This window comes from Umbribacter vaginalis (assembly GCA_001552935.1).
GTDB lineage: Bacteria > Actinomycetota > Coriobacteriia > Coriobacteriales > Eggerthellaceae > Berryella > Berryella vaginalis.
The window spans coordinates 162,230-185,456 of record KQ959713.1 but is presented as its reverse complement, the minus strand read 5'-3'; the positions used below and the strand labels follow the sequence as shown (position 1 = coordinate 185,456).

Below are 23,227 nucleotides of genomic sequence, written 5' to 3'. Positions count from 1 at the left end.
GATTATGTGACTTCAGCTTCTTCGCGCGCGAGATTTATGTAGCTACCTTACCCTTTTGCTCTGTCGCTCGGTTTAGGTACGTAGTTTACGTAGCTGTGCTTGATTACTATTTATGTAGTTTACGCTTCTTCACAGGGCTTAAATGCGCGATGAATAGCAGCAATCCCGCCAGCGCAGTTTTTCCACGTCACACGCTCGAAACCGCTTTCTTCAAACAGGTGTGCAAATTCTTGTTGCGCTGGAAACGCATGTATCGATTGTGCAAGATATACAAAGCCTTCAGCATCCCCCGTAATAAATTTACCCCATAAGGGAATGTTATGGCGCAGGTAAAATTCGTATAACGCGCGCCACAGCTTATTGTGCGGATGCGAAAATTCTAAACACACACACGCGCCGCCTGGTTTCAGTACACGGCGTATTTCCTGCAATGCACGTTTTCTATCGGGCATGTTGCGGATACCGTAAGCTACGGTAACGCACTCGAAGCTGTTATCGGCATAGGGTATGTTTTGCGCGTCTACAACATGGAAATCAATAGGAGTAAGTTTGGAATAATGGCGCTGATAACGCTCTTTTGCTACGTCAAGCATTTCTGGAACAAGATCGCTGCATACTATGCGAGCTGGTTTTTTCTTGCGCGCGACACAAAACGACACATCGCCTGTTCCTCCAGCTATATCAAGAACAGTATCCGCGTGCGTAATGGGTGCGTAATCTACCAGCGCATGCAACCATAAACGGTATGTTCCAAAGCTTGAACAGGTGTTAAACAAGCCGTATTTTCGTGCAATATTTGAAAAAATACATTTTACACGCTCTTCTGATATCGATGCAGGAGCTGGTGTTCCCGATGCAGTGTCTATAGTGTGTATATGCGAATGTTCTGCTTGTTTTGCTGAGGCATTATGCCCATGTAATCTTGTCGGTTTGGTATCGTTGGTATCAAAAAAGGCATCCTTGGTGTGTTGATGTGGGTCGTGAGGCATGTTTTGTGTGCTGTGAGAAGTCATGATTGCCTTTCATCAAACTTGTGCGTATGTGCATCGTACTGATAAAACAGTGAGCAGGTGGTATAGGACGATAGCTATGATACAAGTAACATTCTATAAAATGTTTGGAATTGTAAGTTCCCGAAGTGTATTATGCACACAGTGATATGATAATAACGCTTTTAGCGCAAAAATTTTCTAAACGGTTACGCGACTGCTTGAATAAGAATGATTACACTATGGCAATTGCGGTTCGTTGAGAACGTTTTATGCGATTTTATACGGTATAAAGGAGATGCAATGAGTTCGCAAAAAACTAGTGGAAAGCAGACTGCCGATCGTGTTGCCGCTGCTCGCGCACGCGAAGCTCACTACAAAGCTGCCCGCGAACGCTCCGAGCGTATTAAAAAGGTATTTACCGTGGTTGTTGCTGTGGTATTGGTGTTGGCGCTGGGCATTCCAACGGTTGCACTGTCATTGCTTGGTGGTGCGCATTAAGCGTTTTCTGTTGCGCGTTTTTGCGAGGAGAGCTGTTCGTTAGTGTGATAGCACGCGCAGAGTAAGAGCTTTATGGTAAAGCGTTACCTGGAGAAACGATGCAGCATGAACAAGCGTTGCACCGTGAAGAAACGATGCGACGTGATGAAGCAATGCAGAGGTGCTCTGGAGCGGTATAGAGGTGCACAGGTTGTGATAGCGCTGCATTATATGTGCGTATTATAATTGCATGAGAGCGTAACACAGTTGGTTTTGGCGATGAACAGATAGACAGTGCGCTTCGAATGCACCGAGATATTGCACCAACAAAGACGAGAAATGCGCATGTATCACCTGTTTAATCGGGTAATTATGGCGGTACGTATTGAAGGGTTAATTTGTGTTTGGTATTGGCGGATTTGAACTATTTATAATTCTTCTTTTTGGGTTTCTTATTTTTGGCCCCGAAAAATTGCCAGGAATGGCAAAAACAGCTGGTAAAGCTATTGCAAAGCTGCGTAATGTTCAGCAAGAAATGAGCGATGTTATTCGCAGCGATGTGTTTGACCCGAACTCTGATGAACCTATTAAAGATCCCACACAAGCTTTTGATAAGGTTGCCACAAAAGCTTCGTCGTTGGTGAAAGAAACCTTTGATGAAGCAACAGGACATAAAAAGCAGCAAAGTTCTGCATCATCGAGTGTACGTGCGGCCGATGCAGATGCTGCGAAAGATGCCTTTGAACAGCGCAAAGAACGCTACGAGCGTGAACGCGCAAAGCGTGCTGCAGAAGCGGAAGCTCAGCGTAAAGATGAAGCGCGTAAGCGTGATGAAGAGCAGTTGCGTGAGCGTCGTCGCATGGAAGATGCAAGTTTACTGCCCGATTCTGCCGTTGCTGCAGAAGAAGTTCGTCGTGAAGAAGAAGCCGAGGAAGCTCGGCGGAAACAAGAAGCTGAACAGCGTAAAGCTGCAGCTCAGCGTAAAGCAAAGGCACGCGCACATGCAAAAGAGTTGCAAGAAGCAGCGCGTGAGCAAAAAGAGACTCAAACACATGATGTTGCTGCAAGTGAAAACGCTCCTGACAGTACTAAAATGTCCGTTAAAAGCGATACTGCACGCGATACTTCTGACGGAGCGCTCGATAATGCTATTTCTGTTGATGAGCAGAGTGTCTCTGCATCAAGTAGTACAGCGAAACGTGGCACTAAGCGTTCGGTAGCATCCAAAACTCCTACTAAAACTACTGCACAAACTCGCACAAAAACTACTACAAAAGCTACGAAGTCTGCCATAAAGACAACAAAATCACCTGATACAACTGCAAAAACAGCAACAAAGACTACAAAAACTGCCAAAGCCACTGGCACAACAGCGGCAACAAAAGCTACAAAAGCGTCTGAAGCCGCTGGTAAAACAACTGCTAAAGCCGCTGGCACTAAGCGAACTAAAAACGCAGCTGATAGTACTGATCAAGCTTCGACATCTTCTAAAAAAACGACCGCAAAAACATCCGCTTCCACTGATCAAGCTGAGCAATCGGTATCTGAGAAAACAAAAACGTCGCGCAGTAAAACGTCAAGCGCAGCATCTCGTACAAAAACGTCACGTAGCAAAGCGTCAACTACAACGTCTCGCACAACAACGACGCGTGCTAAAGCGTCAACCAAAACAGGCGCACAAGCACCTGCTCCAGCATCCAGCGATACGAGCACTGAAACGCCTACTATTTCAACTGCCTCGGCATATGGTAGTTTAAGCATCGAAAAGGAGAACTAACATGCCTATTGGACCTGCTCGTATGCCGCTTATGGAACATTTAGGCGAGCTTCGTATGCGCATTGTGCGTATCGTGGCTGCGCTGCTTATTGCCTTGATGGTGTTTTATACCGCTACACCTACGATTATTCAATTTCTGTTGCTGCCTATTGCGCAATCGGTTGGTATTGATCCTACTACTGGTGCGGCTCAGCTGTATATTCTTGATCCATTTGAGGCATTTGCTACGCGTTTTTTGGTGTCGTTTTGGGCATCAGTTGTTGCTACGTCACCAATTATTTTGTGGCAGATTATAGCGTTTTTTCTGCCAGCGCTTCGCCCGAAAGAGCGCCGTTGGTTTATGCCTACGTTTGCAGCAGCGGTTGTGCTTTTTATTTTCGGAACTATCTTTTGCTATCTGGTAATTCTTAATCCTGCGTTTGGATGGCTGGTTGACCAAGCAAGTGGTGTTGGTTTAGTACAAGCACGTCTTTCTACGTATATTGACATCATTATTAAGTTTGAACTTGGTTTTGGTATTGCCTTTGAGCTTCCAATTCTTATTTTCTATCTGGTGATATTTAATATTGTTTCATACAAGAAATTACGTAGAAGCTGGCGTTATGTATATGTTGGACTGATGGTATTTTCAGCTATTGTGACGCCCGATGCTAATCCAGTTACTATGTTTTTGATGTTTGCAGCACTGTTAGTATTATATGAAGCGTCGTTGTTCGTAGCGCGCATTGTTCTTATGCGCCGCATTAAACAGCAGCAAGAACAGGAATTACAGGAAAAACAAGCAAGCTAAACAGTGCATACAAAGGTTTAAGGAGCATGATATGCACGAGATGGGGATTATGGAAGGTGTGCTTGACAGCGCTTTGAAAAGCGCACAACAAGCTCACGCACTTCGCATTCGCAAAATAACGCTTTCAATTGGCGATATGACTGAATGCATTGATGATGCGCTGCAATTTTCGTTTGAAATTTTGTCGGAAAACACGCTTGCACAAGGTGCAACGCTTGTGTTGAATAAAGTTTCGCCACGTAGTGTGTGTCTTGATTGCCGCAAGGAATTTGATCACGATCGCTTTCATAGGCAATGCCCCTATTGTCAGAGTTATTCAACCGATCTTATTGCTGGTCGTGAGCTTTCTATCGATTCCATTGAGGTTGACTTACCCGATGATAACAAGGGTGTAAGCGAGGGGAATGTCGCGAGTGATGGTGGCGGCACAAAAACTGCACATAGCGAAAGTGACAGTTAATCGAGCGGTAAGAATAATCCGAACGCTGCGCTATGTGTCGCCAGTGTCGTATTTCTCTTAGCGAAATGCACCATTATCCTCCGTTTTGCGGCATTTCCTCTCGTGTTTAGCGCTTGACGCACGCAGTTGTGTGCGCTACAACATGCAGTAAGAACTGTGATTCAAAAACGAACTCTGTTATGGCATATAACAGTTTATAGCGTTAGGGGAGTGTTATGGAAATAGACATTAAACAGCCCATTCTTGATAAGAACGACAAAATTGCTGCTGCTTTACGCAGTAAGCTCGATAAACATCACGTGTACGTAATTGACCTGTTGGCAAGCCCTGGATCTGGGAAAACATCCACTATTCTGGCAACAATTGATGCCTTGCGTGATGAATTTAATATTGCTGTTATTGAGGGCGATATTGCAAGCAGTGTAGATGCCGAAAAAATAAAAGACTACGGCATTCCTGCTGTTCAGATAAATACTGGTGGCGCGTGTCATCTTGAAGCAAACATGATTTCTAAAGCAATCGACTTGCTTGATATTGAACGCCTCGACTTAATTATTATCGAAAATGTAGGTAATTTAGTATGTCCTACCGATTTTTATTTGGGCGAAAACACTAAAGTGATGATTTTGTCAGTGCCTGAGGGTGATGATAAGCCGCTCAAGTATCCTGGTGTTTTCCAAGCTTCGCGTGCTGTTATCTTGAACAAAATTGATACGATGCCGTTTTTTAATTTTAACCGTGAAGCGTTTGACGAGGCAGTTAAGAATCTTAATCCGCAAGCTCCAATTTTCCCCATCGCTGCAACAAAGGGCGACGGAGTGGATGCATGGGCAGAGTGGCTACGCAAGCAAATTCATGCTATTCAGTAAAGCAAACTTGCTTGTTATCTGGTAATACAGGCGCGTCTGCTTGCAAGGCGTTTTGAGCTGTTCTGTTTATTGTGCGCGCGGCGTTATGCAGTCTGTTTGTCGATACCTTTGCCATGGTTTAAGATAGATGATATGCCCTGTTTGTGAGCGCCTACACACGTAATGCGCTGCTGTCACATTGTTGATTGCCCCATTTGAGAACATCGGCGAAATGAAAAGGATACTGTTATATCAATGGTTTGCTCATCACGTTTTCCGCATGCAGTAAGCGTGCAAGAGATATACGACCTGTGTGTAAGCGATGTGCGTACATTTTGCAAACAGGCGAATGTATCGTCATTAGTTGTGGGATTATCAGGCGGTATCGATTCAGCGCTCTGTACGTGTATGGCTGTTGATGCGCTTGATGCAGAACATGTAACAGCCTTAGTGTTGCCAGGGCCATTTTCTTCTGATGCATCGCGAACTGACGCCTATACGCTTGCTCATATGTTGCACATTCCAGCACATGAGATCTCAATTGTTCCAGCTTACGAGGCGCTTTCGCAGCCCTTGTCTACCTTGCTCGGTGCGCACTATCAGGGAGTTCCCGATCAAAATGTGCAAGCTCGTCTCCGTATGGTGGCGCTTATGGCATTCTCGAATGCGTATGGTGCATTGTTGTTGAACACGGGCAATAAAACTGAGGCACTGATGGGATATTCAACGCTGTACGGCGATACCGCAGGCGCGTTTGCCCCGATTGGAGGTTTGTATAAAACAAGTGTGTATGCGCTTGCTCGCTTGCGTAGCATTCCAGAAGCAATTATTGATAAGGCGCCGTCTGCCGAACTTGCTCCTCATCATTTTGACGAAGACGTGCTTGGATTTTCGTATGAACAGCTTGATGCTTTTTTGGTTCGTGTGTACGATTTGCACATGAGTGTGCATGATGCAGCACAAGAAGTTGGATTGTTGCCTGATGAGGCGCAGAGCATTGTTGCTCGTGTGGAACAATATACCTATAAGCGTGCATTGGAGCCTCCTTATCCACAGCACACGTTTTATGCTTAGCACGTGAGTGCGTCTGCGTTCATGTGCTTGTTTCGCTTTCGCCACGCATACATCGCGCTCGCAGATTGTGCGCTCCTTATTCGCGTACTTTTAGCTTTCTCCATGTGCACGTTTCGCTCGCACCCATTTTTTCTTTGCGTTAGCTGCGCCGTCATCTTTTCTCCATATCGCTTTGTACCTGCGCACCTGTTCACTCCGCGTACTGCAATTCGATTTTGAATTTCCTATATTTGTCTTGTTTTTTGCACAAAGGGTGTTATATTGAGAAGTGGAATTTAGCACTCATAATATTTGAGTGCTAGCAGTTTTTACAAGTGAGTGCTTGAAAGGCTTGCTTATAAAGCTGTCACGTTAGATAACCATGAAAGGGAGGTCTCAACTATGAGCCTTAAACCATTGGGCGATCGTGTGATTGTAAAGGCTGATGAGGCTGAATCAACCACAGCTTCTGGTTTGTATTTAGCAAGTGAGGCAAAAGAAAAGCCTCAAACCGGTACTGTTGTTGCCGTAGGAGAAGGCAAGTTGAACAAAGATGGCGTTTTAGTACCTGTTCCTGTTTCTGTTGGCGACAAGGTTATTTACGGTAAGTATGGCGGGACGGAAATCAACCACGACGGCGAAACCGTTTTGATTCTTCGTGCCGACGACATTTACGCTATTTGTCAGTAAACTACGTGCCATTACTTGTGAGATAAGGAAGTTCCTACTATGGCTAAAGATATTTTGTTCCAGGAAGATGCGCGCGCATCTCTTGCTTCAGGTGTTAAAAAGCTTGCCGATGCTGTTAAGGTAACGCTTGGTCCTAAAGGCCGTTATGTTGCTATTGAAAAGTCGTACGGCGCGCCTCTCATTACCAACGACGGTGTAACCGTTGCTCGTGAAGTTGAGCTTGAAAACCCTGTTGAGAACATGGGTGCACAGCTTATTCGTGAGGCTGCTGTAAAAACGAATGACGTTGCTGGAGACGGTACTACTACCGCTACACTGCTTGCCGACATCATTGTGTCGGAAGGTCTGCGCAACGTTACAGCTGGTGCAGACGCGCTCAGCATTCGTCGCGGTATTCAAAAAGCAACCGATGCCGTTGTTGAAACCATCAAGAAAAACTCAACCGCTGTTTCAACACAAGAGCAAATTGCAAATGTTGGTACTATTTCTGCTGGCGATGCTGAAATTGGTTCAAAGATTGCAGAAGCAATGGAAGCTGTTGGTAAAGACGGCGCAATTTCTGTTGAAGAAAGCCAAACGTTCGGCATGGAAATGGACATTGTTGAGGGTATGCAGTACGATCGCGGCTACATTTCTCCTTACATGGCTACCGATATGGAGCGCATGGAAGCGGTGCTGAACGATCCGTTTATCCTGCTTACCGACCAGAAAATCTCCAATATTCAAGATATGCTGCCGCTGCTTGAGTCCATCATGAAAACAGGTCGTCCGCTGTTGATTGTTGCTGAAGATGTTGAAGGTGAAGCGCTTGCAACCTTGCTGTTGAACAAGTTGCGCGGCACTATCAATGTTGTTGCTATCAAAGCTCCTGGTTTTGGTGATCGTCGTAAGCGTATTTTGGAAGACATCGCAGCTGTTACAGGTGCGCAGGTTATTTCAAAAGATTTCGGCATGACTATTGCTGATGCTACTCAACAAGCATGCGGTACTGCGAAAACCGTTAAGGTTGACAAAGACAACACGCTTATTGTTGACGGCGCAGGCGACAAAAAGGTTATTGACGAGCGCATTGCGCAAATTAAAACCGAAATTGAACGCACTGAGTCTGATTTCGATCGCGAGAAATTGCAAGAGCGCTTGGCAAAATTGTCTGGTGGTGTTGCAGTACTTAAGGTTGGCGCTGCTACCGAGCCTGAGTTGAAAGAAAAGAAGAGCCGCATTGAAGATGCACTTCAGGCAACACGTGCTGCGGTTGAAGAGGGCATTGTTCCTGGTGGTGGCGTTGCGCTGCTCGATGCTGTAAGTGCGCTGGACGCTCTAAAACCTGCTGATAAAGATGAAGAAGTTGGCATTAACATTATTCGTAAAGCGCTTGAAGCTCCTATGCGTGCGATTGCGCAAAATGCTGGCTTTGAAGGCAGTGTTGTTGTTGAGCACGTAAAGGCTCTTCCTGCTGGCGAGGGCTTGAACTGCGCAACTGGCGAGTATGGCAACATGATTGCTATGGGCGTTAACGATCCTGTGAAAGTAACACGCACGGCGCTTGAGTCGGCTGCGTCCGTTGCTTCGCTGATTCTTATTACAGAAGCTACCGTTAACGAAATTCCTAAGGAGAAAGATAACGCTGCTGCAGCTGCTGGCGCAGGTGCTGGCATGGGCGGCATGATGTAAGCTTTGTCCTTGCGCGAATGAGTGCAAGTGTGTAGCTATCCGAATGAGTGCATGCTACTGCACATTTTGAGGTACGTAGGCGTAACTGGTAGAAATACCGGTTACGCCTTTTTCTTTTGCTATGGTTTTTTATGATATTGTTTGTACAAGAACAATTCTAGAAATCAAATTACACAAGTACTCGCTCGTGGTGCTGAACTAGAAAGTTTGCGCGTATGGAACAACAATTATCCTGGCTATGGGCAAAGAAAAATTGCGTTCATGAGGCAAAGAAAAATTGCGTTCATGATGTACCAATGTGGCTACCTCTTACTGTTCATTTACAAGATACTATGGAAGTATGTGGACTTTTGTATGAGCATTGGTTGTCTAATGGCGTTAAGGAATTTTTGAAAAACTCAATCAGTCCTGATCTAGAAGATAAGGAAGAGTTCCCGAAAAAGTTATGTATGTTTTTGGGCGCTGTCCATGATATCGGCAAAGCAACACCAATTTTTCAGGTTAAAGCCTCACATTCTGTTGATAATGAACTTGATACCTTAGTTTTGGAAAATTTGAAACAGGCTGGGTTTACAAAACTTGATGAATACATCGCAAAACAATTGAAAGACGTTCGTCATAATATTTCGGGACAATACATTTTGACTAAAGAAGGCATTAATCTATGCGTTGCTAACATTATAGGGGCTCATCATGGTATTCCTGTTTGCGAGCAAAAAGCCGAAGATGCATTTTATGGGTATAATTCATCGTTTTACCAGGACGATAACAACAATTCTCCTATTGCTATTTTGTGGCAAACTCTTCAAAAGACATTAGTACATAATGCACTTACCAAGTGTGGATTTAAATCTGCTTCAGATTTACCATGCGTTAGTCAACCGGTGCAAGTGATCCTATCGGGTTTATTGATTATGGCGGATTGGATTGCCAGTAATGAGAAATATTTCCCACTTATTTCGTTAGATACCTGCAAGGTAGAACCAAACCGTGCAACAAAAGGATTTAAAAAATGGTATGAAGAGCGCACACACGCATGGAATTTTGAAGGATATAATTCTGAATTTTTTGATCCAGATATTTTTCAAACACGTTTTGGTTCTATAGAGAAAAATCCTGAGCACACATTCAAACCAAATAATATACAAGAAAAAGTTGCGAATTTAGTGCACAAGATTGCAGATCCAGGCATTATTATTTTGGAAGCGCCTATGGGTAAAGGTAAAACCGAAGCTGCACTTGTGGCGGTAGAAGAACTCGCAAAGAAAACCAAAAGAACGGGAATGTTTTTCGGCCTTCCCACGCAGGCTACATCAAATAGCATGTTTGGCCGTATTACAGATTGGTTGCGCCATTTTGATGGAAAACAATCAATTAGGCTTATACATGGAAAAGCACAGCTTAATGAACAATTTGCCAATTTACCAAAAAGTAGCGGTATTTATGAAGACGATACTTATGATGATAATAGAAGCATCCACAATATAGGATCTAGTGAAAACGATACAACTAAAATAAGTGTTAATGCCTGGTTTGCAGGTAGGAAACTATCCATTTTAGACGATTTTACCGTTGGAACTGTTGATCAGATTTTGCTCATGGCGCTTAAACAAAAGCATCTCATGCTGAGGCATCTTGGTTTTTCCAACAAGGTTGTTGTTATTGACGAAGTACATGCTTATGACGTGTACATGAGTGTTTATTTGTATCAGGCTTTACGATGGCTTGGTGCGTATGGAGTGCCGGTTGTTATTTTATCAGCTACGCTACCAAGTGATAAGCGCAAACAGCTTGTTGAAAATTATATGAATGGAGCTGGAAAATTTAAAACGGCTGCAAAACCCCCAAATTTTGATACGAATGAGGCGTATCCACTTTTAACATATAACGATGGCCAGACTATTAAACAGTTCTCTGATTTTGATACAGAACAAGGAGTTAATTATGAAATACAGTGTAAATCGCAAAGTGAAAGCGAAAACGAAGCTATCGTTGAGCTTGTAAGGAAACTTACACCAGATGGTGGAGTTGTGGGCGTGATTGTCAATACGGTTCGCAGGGCGCAGGAGTTTGCCCAGTGTTGCATGGAAATATTTGGTGAAGACAATGTTGCGCTTCTGCACTCTTCATTTATTGCGACTGATAGATATTGTAAAGAAAAACAGCTGATAGATACCATAGGTAAAGGCGGGAAGAGGCCACACTTTAAAATTGTTATCGGAACGCAGGTTATTGAGCAGTCGCTTGATATAGATTTTGATGTCTTAATCACAGATCTTGCTCCTATGGATCTTTTGCTGCAAAGAATGGGGCGTCTTCATAGACACCAAACTACCAAACGTCCGAAAAATCTTCAGATGCCAAAGGTGTGTGTATTGCATTGTGTAGATTATGCCTTTGATAAGGGAAGCGCTTATATTTACTCACCGTTTATTTTGTTTCGGACAGAATATTTTTTACAACAGCATCTTCAAAAGAAGACCACGATTAATTTACCTAATGATATCTCGCCTTTAGTGCAGAGCGTGTATTCGGATACTGAGTTAAATTTACTTGAAGAAACGGAAAAATTAAGAGAACGGTATCGCACATATAAAGATAAATATGAATTGACCGAAAAATACAAAGAGAATAAGGCAAAAATATATAGACTCGGTATACCAGCGAAAAAAATTAGTACAGAAAAAAATTTAGGTGAGTGGATTACAAATTCAGATAATGAAGCTGAAATTTCAGACGCTCATGCATATGCTGAAGTGAGAGATACTGTTGATACGGTAGAAGTTATCGCATTAAAGGCTTGCGAAGGCGGATATGAATTTTTTGACAAGCCTGGAGTTCTTGATCCAAGCGATAATAAAACAGCTATGGAAATGGCGAAACATACTATTAAATTGCCTCAAGCTATTTTGTATGGTATTAGGCCTCAGGATGAAGTTAATACCAATACGGCTGGAATTGACCTAGTGATACAAAAGCTTGAAGACTATTACCGAGAAAATTTAGCCGCTTGGGATAATCAGCTTTGGCTAAAGGGCAGCCTCGGTATAATATTTGATAAAAATAATGAGTTTAAACTGCTTGGAAAGACATTAAAATACGATACACGTTATGGATTAAAGATAGTGACGGAGCACAGAGATGAGTAGGTTTAATTTAATTGATGAGCCATGGATATCTGTTGTAATTGACTATAAAGGCACCACAAAACTTGTGGGGCTTAAAGAGTTCTTTGAAAACGCACACACCTATATTGCATTAGCTGGTGATATGCCAACACAAGATTTTGCTGTTATGAGGTTTATTCTTGCTATTCTGCATACGGTGTTTTCTCGCTACGATGCACAGGGCAATGCATACGAAATGGTTAAGCTTGATGAACGTATGCAACAGCGTGAAGAAGTTGATCAGGGAGATTATGAAGACTATGAAGACGCTTTGCTATACACATGGAAAACCCTGTGGAAAGCAGGAAAATTTCCTGATATTGTCGTGAAATACTTGGATGCATGGCATGATAGGTTTTACTTATATGATGATAAGTACCCATTTTACCAGGTAACGAAAGAAATTATATCAAAAGTTAACGCAGAGCTTACGAACAGCACATACGACCGAGCAATTGTTTGTCCCAAGTTGATTAATAGAACGATTTCTGAGTCGGGTAATAAGATAGCGTTATTTTCTCCGCGATTCGATTCTAATAAAAATAATCTCACCGATGCTGAATTAGTGAGATGGCTTATTACGTTTCAAGGCGTTTCAAACGCGTCGGATAAGAAAACGATTATTAAAACTAAATCAACGAAGTCAATTGGATGGATTTATGGTTTAGGTGGAGTGTTTTTTAGTTCAGATAATTTATTTAAAACATTGCTTTTTAATTTTGTTCTTAAGCACCCAGAACAACAATATAATGTGTCGCAACATCCAGTATGGGAATTTGAGCAATCTGAACTTTATGAAATGTATAAAGAATCAAGAATGATTGATAATCTTGCATGTTTATATACCAACTGGAGTAGGCTTATGTATTTGTTTTACGCCGATGATAAGGAGTCTCGAAAAAATTTACGGTTGAGAATAGTTAAAACTCTTGCCCCTCAGAAAGAGACTAACGTTCTTGAACCAATGGCTAAATGGAAACCTAACAAGATTCTCGCTGCAGATAAACCTCAAAAGAATGAAGCTGCTTGGAGGTCGTTTAATGCGATTATCAATCGCAGTGATAATTATAGAAGATTACCTGGTATAGCAGATAATTTGAATCACTTAAAAAAAGATTTTGGCGAAGATGAACTAGTTCAGGTTAATGTAATCAGTGCAATAGATGATGGCGAGCGTTTGTCTAGAGTATTGGTAGAAGAGTACTATGATAATTTTAATTTAAAATTGTTCGTTGCAACAGATTTACTTGATAAAGGATGGGTGGTAAGAATTAATGACGTTATTGAAACAACAAAAGAAATAATTGAAAAAGATTATGGTCATTTCTTATCTGAAATAAAGACAATTAGGAATATTAACTTTAAAGATTTTGTACCAAATAAAAAGGGAGACTTATATTTTAGAATTGATAAGCCTTTTAGAGATTGGTTAGCCGACATAGATTGCAAGGATAATAAAGATGCAAAAGAACAGGAATGGTATGCGAAATTAAGAAAAATTATTCATATTCAGATATATGAATTTTTAAAAAATGCATCTTTACGAGATTTTATTGGTGTTGTTATTAAGGATAAGAAAAATAAAAATAAAGAAAATAATATTGCCATAGCTTTGAATATACTTATGGCAAGTGTTAATAAGAAATTGCCTAAACTAGATAACAATCATAGGAGTATATGATGGAGCAAAGTATTTATCAGGATGTGTCAAGGATCCTTAGCAAAATAGATACTACGCGTGATACACCAGATACAAAAGCTTTACTTGCTCAGTTACGTAATTCAATTGTTTCAAAAAACATTAACTATGTTTGCTCATTGGGGTATCTTGTTTCGTATATTCCCGAAGAACAGTTGGGTAGCGGTGAGAAATTAAGTCATTATGAAAAGGCAATTTTAGTTGCTGTGCAAATGTATGCGCTTCATCAGCAGTCAAAAAGTAACTCAGTATTAACGCTTGATAATAAATATTATAACTTAGGAGATTCACTCCGTATGCTCAGAAGCGAAGATAGCAAGTCTATAGATAGACGATTTAATATAATGATTACTTCACGTAATTTTAGCCAATTACAAAATCAGCTAAGACAATTTGTCAAGCTACTAAAAGCAAGGTCAGATGCTAAGGTGAATTATGCCAAGCTTGCTGATGATTTATATTGGTTTTTGCGTGGTTTAAAAGATAATTTAAAAGTCGCCTGGTCACGCTCGTATTATAAAGCTACAAAAGAACATAGTGAAGGGGAAAACTAAAATGGAAAACACAACTTCAGAAAGATTATTTTTAGATATTCATGCTATTCAAACTGTTCCACCCGCAAATATCAATCGTGATGATACGGGTAGCCCGAAAACGGCACAGTTTGGTGGTGTTACAAGAGCAAGAGTCAGTTCTCAATGTTGGAAGCATGCAATGAGGAAGTCTTTTCCTGAAGATAAATTGGGCGTCAGAACCAAACGTGCTTTGGATTTATTTTATGAACACTTAGGAGATCTGGACGAAAACAGAAAATACGAATTACTATTTTTGTTAGAGTCTTTGGGATTTGCAGTAAAAATTAGTGCAAGCGATGATAAGGGTGAGAGTGAAAAGATTATTATCGATAGTGTTTTTATGTGGTGTAGTAATAATATTAAGGCGTTTATTAATTTTTATCTTAAAGAAAAAGAGCAAATTACTCCTTTAGCTGAGAAGTATCATCAAGAGATTAAGGAGGAACTTGCGAACCCGAACAGCAACAAAAAGAGGTGGCGGAAACTTAGCAAAAAAGAAAAGAAATTACAACTAAAATTGTCTCAGGATTTAGCTACAAAATTAAAAGATAATAATTCTCTTGATATTAACCTTTTTGGTAGAATGCTTGCAGGAAATGAAGATCTAATGACAGACGCATCGGCTCAGGTGGCGCATGCTATATCAACGCACGCTATAGAGGATGAATTCGATTTTTTTACTGCTGTTGATGAAAAAACAATTGAAGGTCAAACAGGAGCAGGTATGATAGGCACTATCGAATATAACTCTTCTACATTATATCGTTATGCAAATATTGGTCTTCATAATTTACATAGTCAGCTTCATAATAAAAAAGATGTTATTGATAGTGCACAGTTGTTTGTTGACGCATTTGTAAAGTCTATGCCAACAGGAAAGATTAACAGCTTTGCGCATCAAACTTTGCCCCAAGCTATTATTGTATCCTTAAGAGACGACCGTCCAGTTAATATGATAACTGCATTTGAAAAGCCAATTAAATCTGAAAATGGGTATGCTGCTCCCTCAATTGTAAAGTTGTTTGAGGAATATGGTAAGTATGACAAAATTCTAGACAAACCTCGTTTTACTGAGTATTTACTTCTTGATGATTTTAATGTTGCCAATATTGGTGGTAATGCTGCACATAGCCTTAACGATCTCATTGTTGATTTAGGTGCAGCTATATCATCAAATCTTAAAGAACAGCGTGAAGAGCTTCTCGAAAATTAGGTGATCTATTGTGAAAACAATATTACTTAAGTTAAGTGGTCCTCTTCAAGCATGGGGCACGTCGTCACATTTTGAAACAAGAAAAACTGACTACTATCCATCAAAATCGGGGGTAATTGGTATTCTTGCAGCTAGCCTTGGCTATCAGCGGTGCGAAGATGCAAAAATACAAAAACTTAATACGTTAGATTTTGCAGTTCGTATTGATCAAACGGGTGGGCTTTTAAGAGATTTTCATACCGCAGCGAAATATAAGCGATGTGCAAATGGGTGCGACAGGAGTATTAAATTTACCAAGACTTATACAACTTATCGTTATTACATGGAAGATTCTGTGTTTGTGGTAGCTCTCTCTCATGCAGATAATCAATGGATCGATCAGATAATTTATGCGTTGAAGCATCCTTGTTTTGCTCCATATATGGGAAGACGTTCGTGTCCTTTACCAGCAGATTTCATACTTCCTTCTTCAAATGAAGATGCGCTTTCTGCATTGCGTAACGTTGAATGGCAAGCCGCATCTTGGTATAAGAATAAATATAAGAATTATCGCGCAGAAATTTATGCTGACAAAGATTTAATTCCTCATGGAAGAGCAATAATGAGAAACGATCACGTGGTTTCGTTTTCTCAAAAGGAGCGTAAATTTAGCCCACGATTTGAAGCAAGAACAGATCAGGAATTAAGCACTAGCAACAACAGTAAGCTTGGTAACAATGAACCTGACTTTTATGAGAGTATCTGAGGTGTGCGATGTATATATCAAGAGTTCAGCTTGATTCTTTAAATCGTAGAGTCATGCGCGATTTAAAACATGTAGGTTGTTACCACGGATGGATTGAGGATTCATTTCCTGAAGAACGTTTACAGCCTAAAGAAGAATCTAATCGGAAGTTGTGGCGCATTGATCAAGTTAATAATAAGCAATACTTACTTATTGTTAGTAACAACAAACCGGATTTGAAAAAGTTAGAAAAATATGGAGTTAAAGGATCGGCGAGTACTAAAAATTATGATGCGCTTTTAGCTTCTTTACAAGAAGGAATGAAAGCAAAGTTCAAAGTCAAGCTTAACACAGTAAAGTCGCTCTCAGATCGAACCACCCACCCTAAGCGTGGGAAAGTTGTAGTAGTTGCTTTTAAAGATTTGCCATCTTTCTTTATGGAGTGTGCAAGCACCAATGGATTCTCGATTAACCCTGAGCAAATTCGTATAACAACGAGTAAAGAATTGTTTCAGCATTATGGTGAGAATAAAACGAGTCATGTTCATATGACGTTTGCCGTTGCAACGTTTGATGGGATTTTAACAATTACTGATTTAGAAAAATTTAAAAAAGCACTGACGCATGGAATGGGAAAGAAAAAAGCGTACGGATTTGGAATGCTTACTGTTATCCCTTGTAAATAACGGCATTGTATGTCGGTTGCAAAGGCGGTTATCGCATGGACACGTTTGCAGGCGCTAAAAAAACAGAGCTACCAGAACTGCCGCGAATCAAAGATCGGGTAAGTTTCATTTACGTTGAACGTGCGAAAGTCAGTCGTCTTGATAGTGCAGTTACCGTATATGACGCGCGCGGAACCGTTCGCATTCCCGTTGCGATGATAGGCGTTCTACTACTTGGCCCAGGCACCGATGTAACGCATCGCGCGATGGAACTTCTTGGCGATGCGGGTGCTTGTGTTGTGTGGGTTGGCGAACAAGGGATTCGCAATTATGCACACGGACGAGCGTTGTCGCGCAGTTCGCGTTTATTGGAGCAGCAAGCCAAGTTCGTATCGAATACACATTTGCGTTTGAGCGTAGCGCGTGCAATGTATCAAATGCGCTTTGAGAATGAAGACGTGTCAACTCATACGATGCAGCAATTGCGAGGAAAAGAAGGCGCGCGCGTTCGTAGCATCTATCGACGCATGTCACGGCAGTATGGTATTGAGTGGGACGGGCGTTCATATGATGTTGAAAATTTTTCCGATGGCACGCCCATCAATCAAGCGTTGTCTGCAGGCAATGTATGTCTGTATGGTTTGGTTCATAGTGTGATTGTAGCTCTTGGGTTATCACCTGGACTTGGGTTTGTACATACTGGGCACGATCTATCATTTGTATATGATGTTGCGGATTTGTATAAGGCAGATATCATCATCCCAGCAGCATTCAATCTTGTATCAAGCATAAGCGAAAACAGCAATGTTGCCGATCTTATGCGCTTGCGTGTACGCGATGTTTTTGCAACAGGAAAATTAGCGGCGCGCATTGTGCACGATGTACAGATCTTGTTAAATGTTTCTGCAGATGAAGAGGTGATTGTCGATGTTATTCATCTGTGGGACGACAAAGAACGCTTAGTTGCAGCTGGCGTGAATTATAGCGAGTACCAGAAGGCAATTGTTAGCTGATTAATATTATGTGTGCCTTTTGGCGTGATGAGGTGGGTTACCCAAAGTATCTTGGTTATATATGCGATAACATGTGAGGTGAACAACATGCGAGGTGAATATGTATGCCCATGACGGTTGTTACATTATCGCGCTGCCCCGCTTCACTGCGAGGCGACTTAACAAAGTGGATGCAGGAAGTGTCAACGGGTGTTTACGTTGGCAATTTTAATAGTCGCGTACGCGAGCAGTTATGGGAGCGCATAACCCAATCCTCAGGTAGTGGCGCTGTCACTATGTCTTTTGCGGCTCAGAATGAAATCGGATACGATTTTAAATTGAAAAATGCGCAACGGGAAGTGATCTATGAAAGCGGTATTCCTCTTGTGTACATTCCTTCGCCTGTTGTATGCGTGTCCAAAGATGACGCTGGTGACAGCGGAGTGGGCAGTGTTGGCGATGGTGGCGTCGCAGGTGATGGTGCGGGAGCGGTTTGTTATGGGTTTAGTAAAGCGGCACGCTTTCGAAAGGCTCGTCAGTATTCAAGTAAGCGCCCTGCTAAGTTGAATGCAAAGGCCAAGCACGAGTTGATACAAACGGATGAAGTTACTAAGTATACCTGCGGTTGTTCCTTGCGTGATGTGTTATCAGCTACGCTAACAAATGAATGTGTATTTGTTGACATTGAAACAGATGGTCTATGTGCTGGTCAGAACCGTATTCTTGAACTTGGTGCAGTGAAGTGGTGTAGTGGTGAAGTGCACGAGTATCATTGTTTGGTGGCCGGGAGCAATGATTATGTTGTTCCAACAGATGCAACTACACTAACAGGTATTACAACTCAAATGCTATATGAACAGGGGATTAGTGAAGGTGAGGCGCTCGGTGCCCTAAGAACCTTTATAGGAGATTTACCAATTGTTGGATATAACATTGCTTTCGATATGAATTTTTTGACTGCGGCGTATCGTGGCGCGCACAAGGATGCTTTAACTAACAAGACTATAGATTTGCTTCGTTTTGTAAAACAGGAAAAGTTATTCTTGAAAAGCTATAAGCTTGAGAATGTGCTAGGAGAGTATGGTATCATTGAAAAACTGCCACATAGGGCGCTTGAGGATGCAAGGCTGACAGCATTGCTTGCAACAAAAGTAAATAAATTTGTCCATTTTTTGAAGTAATACTGGCCTGTGAACTGGATCTTTTTGCTGTTTTTCCCGCATACGCGGGGGTGATCCCTGCACATGATAGCCATACATGTCTTTTTCTTCGTTTTTCCCGCATACGCGGGGGTGATCCCACCTTTACGCCTTTGAGCAGGTGCGGAGCAAGGTTTTTCCCGCATACGCGGGGGTGATCCCGGACACTCCAGCAGCAACTTGATACTGCAACAGTTTTTCCCGCACACGCGGGGGTGATCCTCGAGGAAAACGCGCGACAATATTCAAAAACTCGTTTTTCCCGCACACGCGGGGGTGATCCCAGTGAGGATCAAACGGTAAAAGTTGCTGGAAAGTTTTTCCCGCATACGCGGGGGTGATCCCCACTTTCCCCAAACAGGCGAAGTTATCGGTGGGTTTTTCCCGCATGCGCGGGGGTGATCCTGACTATGCGATCGATTTTTACGATGAACTGTGGTTTTCCCGCATACGCGGGGGTGATCCCTATTTTGGCTACGAGGACACAACGGTTCATATGTTTTTCCCGCATACGCGGGGGTGATCCTCAAGAAGAAAAATTGAACATTGTATCACTCCTGTTTTTCCCGCATACGCGGGGTGATCCCTACTTTGGGTATGAAGACACAACGGTTCATATGTTTTTCCCGCACACGCGGGGGTGATCCCAAGTCCCTATCATGCGCGGCTTTATCTTCCGCGTTTTCCCGCACACGCAGGAGAGCTCTGCGCTTTTGTGGTAAAATGTAGTTAACCCGCTAAAGGGCACTGGAGCTTTACCAGAGCCATTTAGCGGGTTATTGGCTATATAAGTTTTCCCGCATACGCGGGGGTGATTCCAGTTAACGTATATAAAATATATAAAAAGCTAAAATAATAAGCACGCCTACCTTGACTTAAATTATCACGTTGATATAAAATGTAATTAAGTTCAAAGCGATGGGAATAAGCTTTCAGTAATTGTAACTGCGAACACTGTTCCAAGCTTTGAACTTTTTTTGTTGGGTGTTAGTATTTTTATCTGCAACTACAAGCGGTTTATACACATAGCCCTGAAGTTCCTACTGATAAGTAACTCTTGTTTGACCGATAGTTAAACCATGATGTATAATCTCATTAGATCCAAAGCAAAAAGAGTATGCTTGCGACAATTGTTGCCGCGAAAACTGCTCAAGTCTTTGGATTTTTTCTTTGTTCATGGAGAAACTAGCATCTGTTGTTGCATGTTTATCTTTGATCGCGCACACGGGGACAATCCCAAAAAAATTCTCCCCGTTGTATACAAAAGCGGTAACAGCATCGAGAACGCTCCCGAAGATGCTACCGCTTGGTATCTTCACTATATCACGCCAACATCATAAATGAAATTTTTCTCGCATACGCGGGAATAATCCCAGCATCATCAGGAATGCTCCCAACGATACTGCGATTTTCCCATACGCGCGGCGTGATCCTCATCGAAATCGTAATCGCGAAAATTGTAAGCAAAGTATTATCGCACACGCGAGGATAATCCCAGCGGGTTAAGCAGCTGCGGAAATGCCCGCCGCCGATAACCCGCTACTTTCATTATACCACAAAGGGGTATCTATGTTTTTTCCGCACACGCGAGGGTGATCCTAATAAAAAGACTAAACCCCTCTGAATCGGTCAGTGGGGAAGCCTTTTTATGCTTACACTATGCCACAGTTTTTCCCGCACACGCGTGAATAATCCTAGGAGGTAGCTCCTCCATTAGCGGAGCAGCATGCCTCCTAGTTAAACAAAATTATACTACAAAAGAGTGCTCATGTTTTCCCGCACCCGCAGGAGAACTCTGCGCCTTTGTGGTAAAATGTACTTAACCCGCTAAGAGGCACTGGAGCTTTACCAGAGCCATTTAGCGGGTTATTAGCTATATAAGTTTCCCGCACACGCGGGGGTGATTCCAGTCAACGTGCATAAAAAGCTAAAATAATAAGCGCTCCTACCTTGACTTAAATTGTGATGTTGATATAGAATGTCATTAGGTTCAAAGCGATAAGAAGAAGCCCGCAACAATTGGAGTTGCGCACACTGTTCCAAGCTTTGAACTTTTTTGTTGGATGTTGGTGTTTTCATCTGCAACTACAAGTGGTTTATACACATAGCCCTGAAATTCTTACTGATAAGTAACTTTTGTTTGACCGATAGTTAAACCATGATGTATAATATCAACAGATCCAAAGCAAAAAGGGTATGCTTGCGACAAGTGTTGCCGCGAAAACAGCTCAAGTCTTTGGATTTTCCTTTGTTCGTACACAATACGATATTCTCCCGTACATATGTATGCTTCTCATGCACATCCGCGAGGGCGTAATCTGGGCGTAATCTCGATATTGTCGTGACGATATTGCTGTATCGATATTGCTGTATCGATATTGCTGTGATACAGTGACATTAAATAGAGGTGATAACGTCGGGCGGATGCCTGAGGTTGTCACCTCTATATTTTAAGTTCGGTCTTTTTTGTACGCGTGGAAAAGGTTGAGGTAGGTTAGCTATGGCGCTAGACGTGGATTAGCGTTCCTATACCTGTGGCGTGGGATAAGTCTGAATGTCGTACATAAAAAGCTATTATGATTAGCGCTTTTACCTTGGCCAATACACCTTGACCAATAACTAAACCTTGATGTATAATCTCATCAGATCCAAGGTAAAAAAAGAGTATGCTTGCGGCAATTGGAGCTTCGAAAACAGCTCAATACTTTGGGTCTTTTCTTTATGCTGAGCTTTCGTGACGCAATAACAGGTGCAATGGTCGACGAGCTTTATGCGTCCTACCTATATATCACAATGAACATTATAGGGAGATGACTTTAATGCAATGTGTAACCGTAACGCACCTTCGCAAAGATCTTTTTGCATTACTCCACTACGTTCTATATTTTAATGAGCCTGTTAAAGTACGCACGAAGAATGGCAATGCTGTTATCATAAGCGAAGACGATTACAACACTTTAATGACAATGCTATATACATCATCAGTTCCTTATATGCGCAAAACGATTATTGAAGGCCTGCATACTCCTCTTTCTGATTGCGTTTCAGAAAATGAGGTTAGCTGGTAAGCATTAGTGTGCACGCGAAAGAGATTTCATTCAACATTATTTAAAGATAGATTTTGATCTTTAATGTGTAGCGTTGATCATTTCATTAATGAGACTTTCATTTATAAACTCAGAAGATGTTATGTTTTTCATTCGGCTTCTTTTTCTATGGTCAATTTTAGATCTTCGGGCACTTTTGCTGAAAGCGTTTCGCGTGGTTGCATAGGAATGCGCTTCGCGTATGCAGGTGCATAGTCTCCATGCCATTCGCTTGGTATTTCACCAGCATCAAGCTTTGTCGACCATTGTTCAATCAGTTTTTTAGCGCCTTGTTTTTCATTGTTTCTTTTATCGATACCTTTAACACACATCTAATTCTCCCTTTTGCGTTTCTCTTGCTTCAGATCTTCCATTCGTCAGGATTATAGCCTGAATAGACCATGAAACGGCTTTGCTGAATATCAATGCACACAACAAACTGTTTAGATTTTTAATGTGCAGCTTTTTGGTTTGAATTATAATGAATTATTTATATAAAAAGTCATTATAATAAGTGCTCCTTGCTTGACTTAGGTTTTCGCTTTGATGTATAGTGTCTATACGTTCAAAGTGATGAGAATAAGTACGCAGCAATTGGAGCTGCGAAAACTGGTCCAAGCTTTGAACTTTTTTGTTGGGTATTGGTGTTTTCATCTGCAACTACAAGTGATTTATATAAATAGTCCTGAAATACTTACTGATAAGTAACTTTTGTTTGACCATCGTTTGAAACTTGATGTATAATCTCATCAGATCCAAAGCGAAAAGAGTATGCTTGCAACAATTGGGGTTGCGAAAACAGCTCAAGCCTTTGGATTTTTTCTTTATTTAGAGAGTTAACCAACATCCGCTTTTACAGTCTGCGCCTTTTCCGCGCAGGTGATTCTAAGGCGTAACTACGATAGGGCTGAACCCCGAAGTAGCTACGCCTTAGTTGTTTGTAATTGTATCATGTCAGTTTTGGATAAGCTCATTACACTTAGCTATGAAAATAATAACAGCGCTGATTTAGCGATACTAAAAGACCAAAGATTAAAGACGAACAAATTATGCAGCTACCCTTGCTGGAGTGGACGTATGGGGTAAAGCTGTAGTAATGCTTAACGATGCAACAGAGCGCACCTTAACTTGCTGGAGTGGACGTAGGGG

Annotated in this window: 19 protein-coding genes and 1 CRISPR repeat array; of the genes, 17 read left to right on the top strand and 2 right to left on the bottom strand. The window is 41.8% G+C overall.

Features of this window, described 5'->3' with window-relative positions; all coding sequences use genetic code 11:
* Positions 1-119 precede the first annotated feature (119 nt).
* Positions 120-1,013, bottom strand: coding sequence for a class I SAM-dependent methyltransferase (locus HMPREF3190_RS06960; protein ID WP_449676399.1), 894 nt, complete (start codon positions 1,011-1,013; stop codon positions 120-122).
* A gap of 279 nt (positions 1,014-1,292) precedes the next feature.
* On the opposite strand from HMPREF3190_RS06960, the gene HMPREF3190_RS06955 reads away from it, so the two are divergent.
* The 17 genes from HMPREF3190_RS06955 (at position 1,293) to HMPREF3190_RS06875 (ending at position 22,060) form a co-directional block, all read left to right on the top strand.
* Entirely contained in the window at positions 1,293-1,490 is a 198-nt protein-coding gene (locus tag HMPREF3190_RS06955; RefSeq protein ID WP_066781666.1) for a CASC3 protein CASC3, read from the top strand.
* Between the two features lie 379 nt (positions 1,491-1,869).
* Positions 1,870-3,246, top strand: a complete 1,377-nt coding sequence (locus HMPREF3190_RS06950) for a Sec-independent protein translocase subunit TatA/TatB (protein WP_066781664.1) — start codon at positions 1,870-1,872, stop codon at positions 3,244-3,246.
* Between the two features lies 1 nt (position 3,247).
* Positions 3,248-4,036 carry a twin-arginine translocase subunit TatC gene (gene tatC / locus HMPREF3190_RS06945; protein ID WP_066781663.1) on the top strand — a complete coding sequence of 263 codons (789 nt, stop codon included), beginning with the start codon at positions 3,248-3,250 and terminating at the stop codon, positions 4,034-4,036.
* A gap of 31 nt (positions 4,037-4,067) precedes the next feature.
* Complete coding sequence (gene hypA / locus HMPREF3190_RS06940; protein ID WP_066781661.1) at positions 4,068-4,496, top strand: hydrogenase maturation nickel metallochaperone HypA; 429 nt, start codon at positions 4,068-4,070, stop codon at positions 4,494-4,496.
* A 215-nt stretch (positions 4,497-4,711) separates the two neighbouring features.
* Positions 4,712-5,365 (top strand): hydrogenase nickel incorporation protein HypB, encoded by a 654-nt coding sequence (gene hypB, locus HMPREF3190_RS06935; protein WP_066781659.1) that lies wholly within the window; start codon positions 4,712-4,714, stop codon positions 5,363-5,365.
* A gap of 234 nt (positions 5,366-5,599) precedes the next feature.
* Complete coding sequence (gene nadE, locus HMPREF3190_RS06930; RefSeq protein ID WP_066781656.1) at positions 5,600-6,418, top strand: NAD(+) synthase; 819 nt, start codon at positions 5,600-5,602, stop codon at positions 6,416-6,418.
* 381 nt (positions 6,419-6,799) lie between these two features.
* Positions 6,800-7,087: a co-chaperone GroES gene (locus HMPREF3190_RS06925; protein WP_066781654.1), complete on the top strand. Its 288-nt coding sequence runs from the start codon at positions 6,800-6,802 to the stop codon at positions 7,085-7,087.
* 39 nt (positions 7,088-7,126) lie between these two features.
* Positions 7,127-8,758 (top strand): chaperonin GroEL, encoded by a 1,632-nt coding sequence (gene groL / locus HMPREF3190_RS06920; RefSeq protein ID WP_066781651.1) that lies wholly within the window; start codon positions 7,127-7,129, stop codon positions 8,756-8,758.
* A 215-nt stretch (positions 8,759-8,973) separates the two neighbouring features.
* Positions 8,974-11,907: a CRISPR-associated helicase/endonuclease Cas3 gene (locus HMPREF3190_RS06915; RefSeq protein ID WP_066781648.1), complete on the top strand. Its 2,934-nt coding sequence runs from the start codon at positions 8,974-8,976 to the stop codon at positions 11,905-11,907.
* Entirely contained in the window at positions 11,900-13,606 is a 1,707-nt protein-coding gene (locus tag HMPREF3190_RS06910) for a type I-E CRISPR-associated protein Cse1/CasA (protein WP_066781646.1), read from the top strand. The genes HMPREF3190_RS06915 and HMPREF3190_RS06910 overlap by 8 nt, the downstream gene beginning before the upstream one ends.
* A complete protein-coding gene (gene casB, locus HMPREF3190_RS06905; RefSeq protein WP_449676395.1) occupies positions 13,606-14,178 on the top strand; it encodes a type I-E CRISPR-associated protein Cse2/CasB in 573 nt (190 codons plus the stop codon). Before HMPREF3190_RS06910 ends, casB begins: the two co-directional genes overlap by 1 nt.
* 1 nt (position 14,179) lies before the next feature.
* A complete protein-coding gene (cas7e, locus tag HMPREF3190_RS06900) occupies positions 14,180-15,412 on the top strand; it encodes a type I-E CRISPR-associated protein Cas7/Cse4/CasC (protein ID WP_066781643.1) in 1,233 nt (410 codons plus the stop codon).
* Between the two features lie 10 nt (positions 15,413-15,422).
* Positions 15,423-16,157, top strand: coding sequence for a type I-E CRISPR-associated protein Cas5/CasD (gene cas5e / locus HMPREF3190_RS06895; RefSeq protein WP_066781641.1), 735 nt, complete (start codon positions 15,423-15,425; stop codon positions 16,155-16,157).
* An 8-nt stretch (positions 16,158-16,165) separates the two neighbouring features.
* The gene (gene cas6e / locus HMPREF3190_RS06890) at positions 16,166-16,822 is read left to right on the top strand and encodes a type I-E CRISPR-associated protein Cas6/Cse3/CasE (RefSeq protein WP_066781639.1); all 657 of its coding nucleotides are present in this window, start codon (positions 16,166-16,168) and stop codon (positions 16,820-16,822) included.
* Between the two features lie 35 nt (positions 16,823-16,857).
* Entirely contained in the window at positions 16,858-17,814 is a 957-nt protein-coding gene (gene cas1e / locus HMPREF3190_RS06885; RefSeq protein ID WP_066781637.1) for a type I-E CRISPR-associated endonuclease Cas1e, read from the top strand.
* A gap of 104 nt (positions 17,815-17,918) precedes the next feature.
* Entirely contained in the window at positions 17,919-18,974 is a 1,056-nt protein-coding gene (gene cas2e / locus HMPREF3190_RS06880) for a type I-E CRISPR-associated endoribonuclease Cas2e (protein ID WP_066781633.1), read from the top strand.
* A 29-nt stretch (positions 18,975-19,003) separates the two neighbouring features.
* A CRISPR array of direct repeats spans positions 19,004-19,519; the repeat unit is 29 nt; unit sequence GTTTTTCCCGCATACGCGGGGGTGATCCC.
* Positions 19,520-21,811: 2,292 nt separating this feature from the next.
* A complete protein-coding gene (locus tag HMPREF3190_RS06875; protein WP_066781631.1) occupies positions 21,812-22,060 on the top strand; it encodes a type II toxin-antitoxin system Phd/YefM family antitoxin in 249 nt (82 codons plus the stop codon).
* Positions 22,061-22,188: 128 nt separating this feature from the next.
* Here the strand turns inward: HMPREF3190_RS06875 and HMPREF3190_RS06870 are convergent, their stop codons facing one another.
* Entirely contained in the window at positions 22,189-22,410 is a 222-nt protein-coding gene (locus tag HMPREF3190_RS06870; protein ID WP_066781628.1) for a hypothetical protein, read from the bottom strand.
* Between the last annotated feature and the right edge of the window lie 817 nt (positions 22,411-23,227).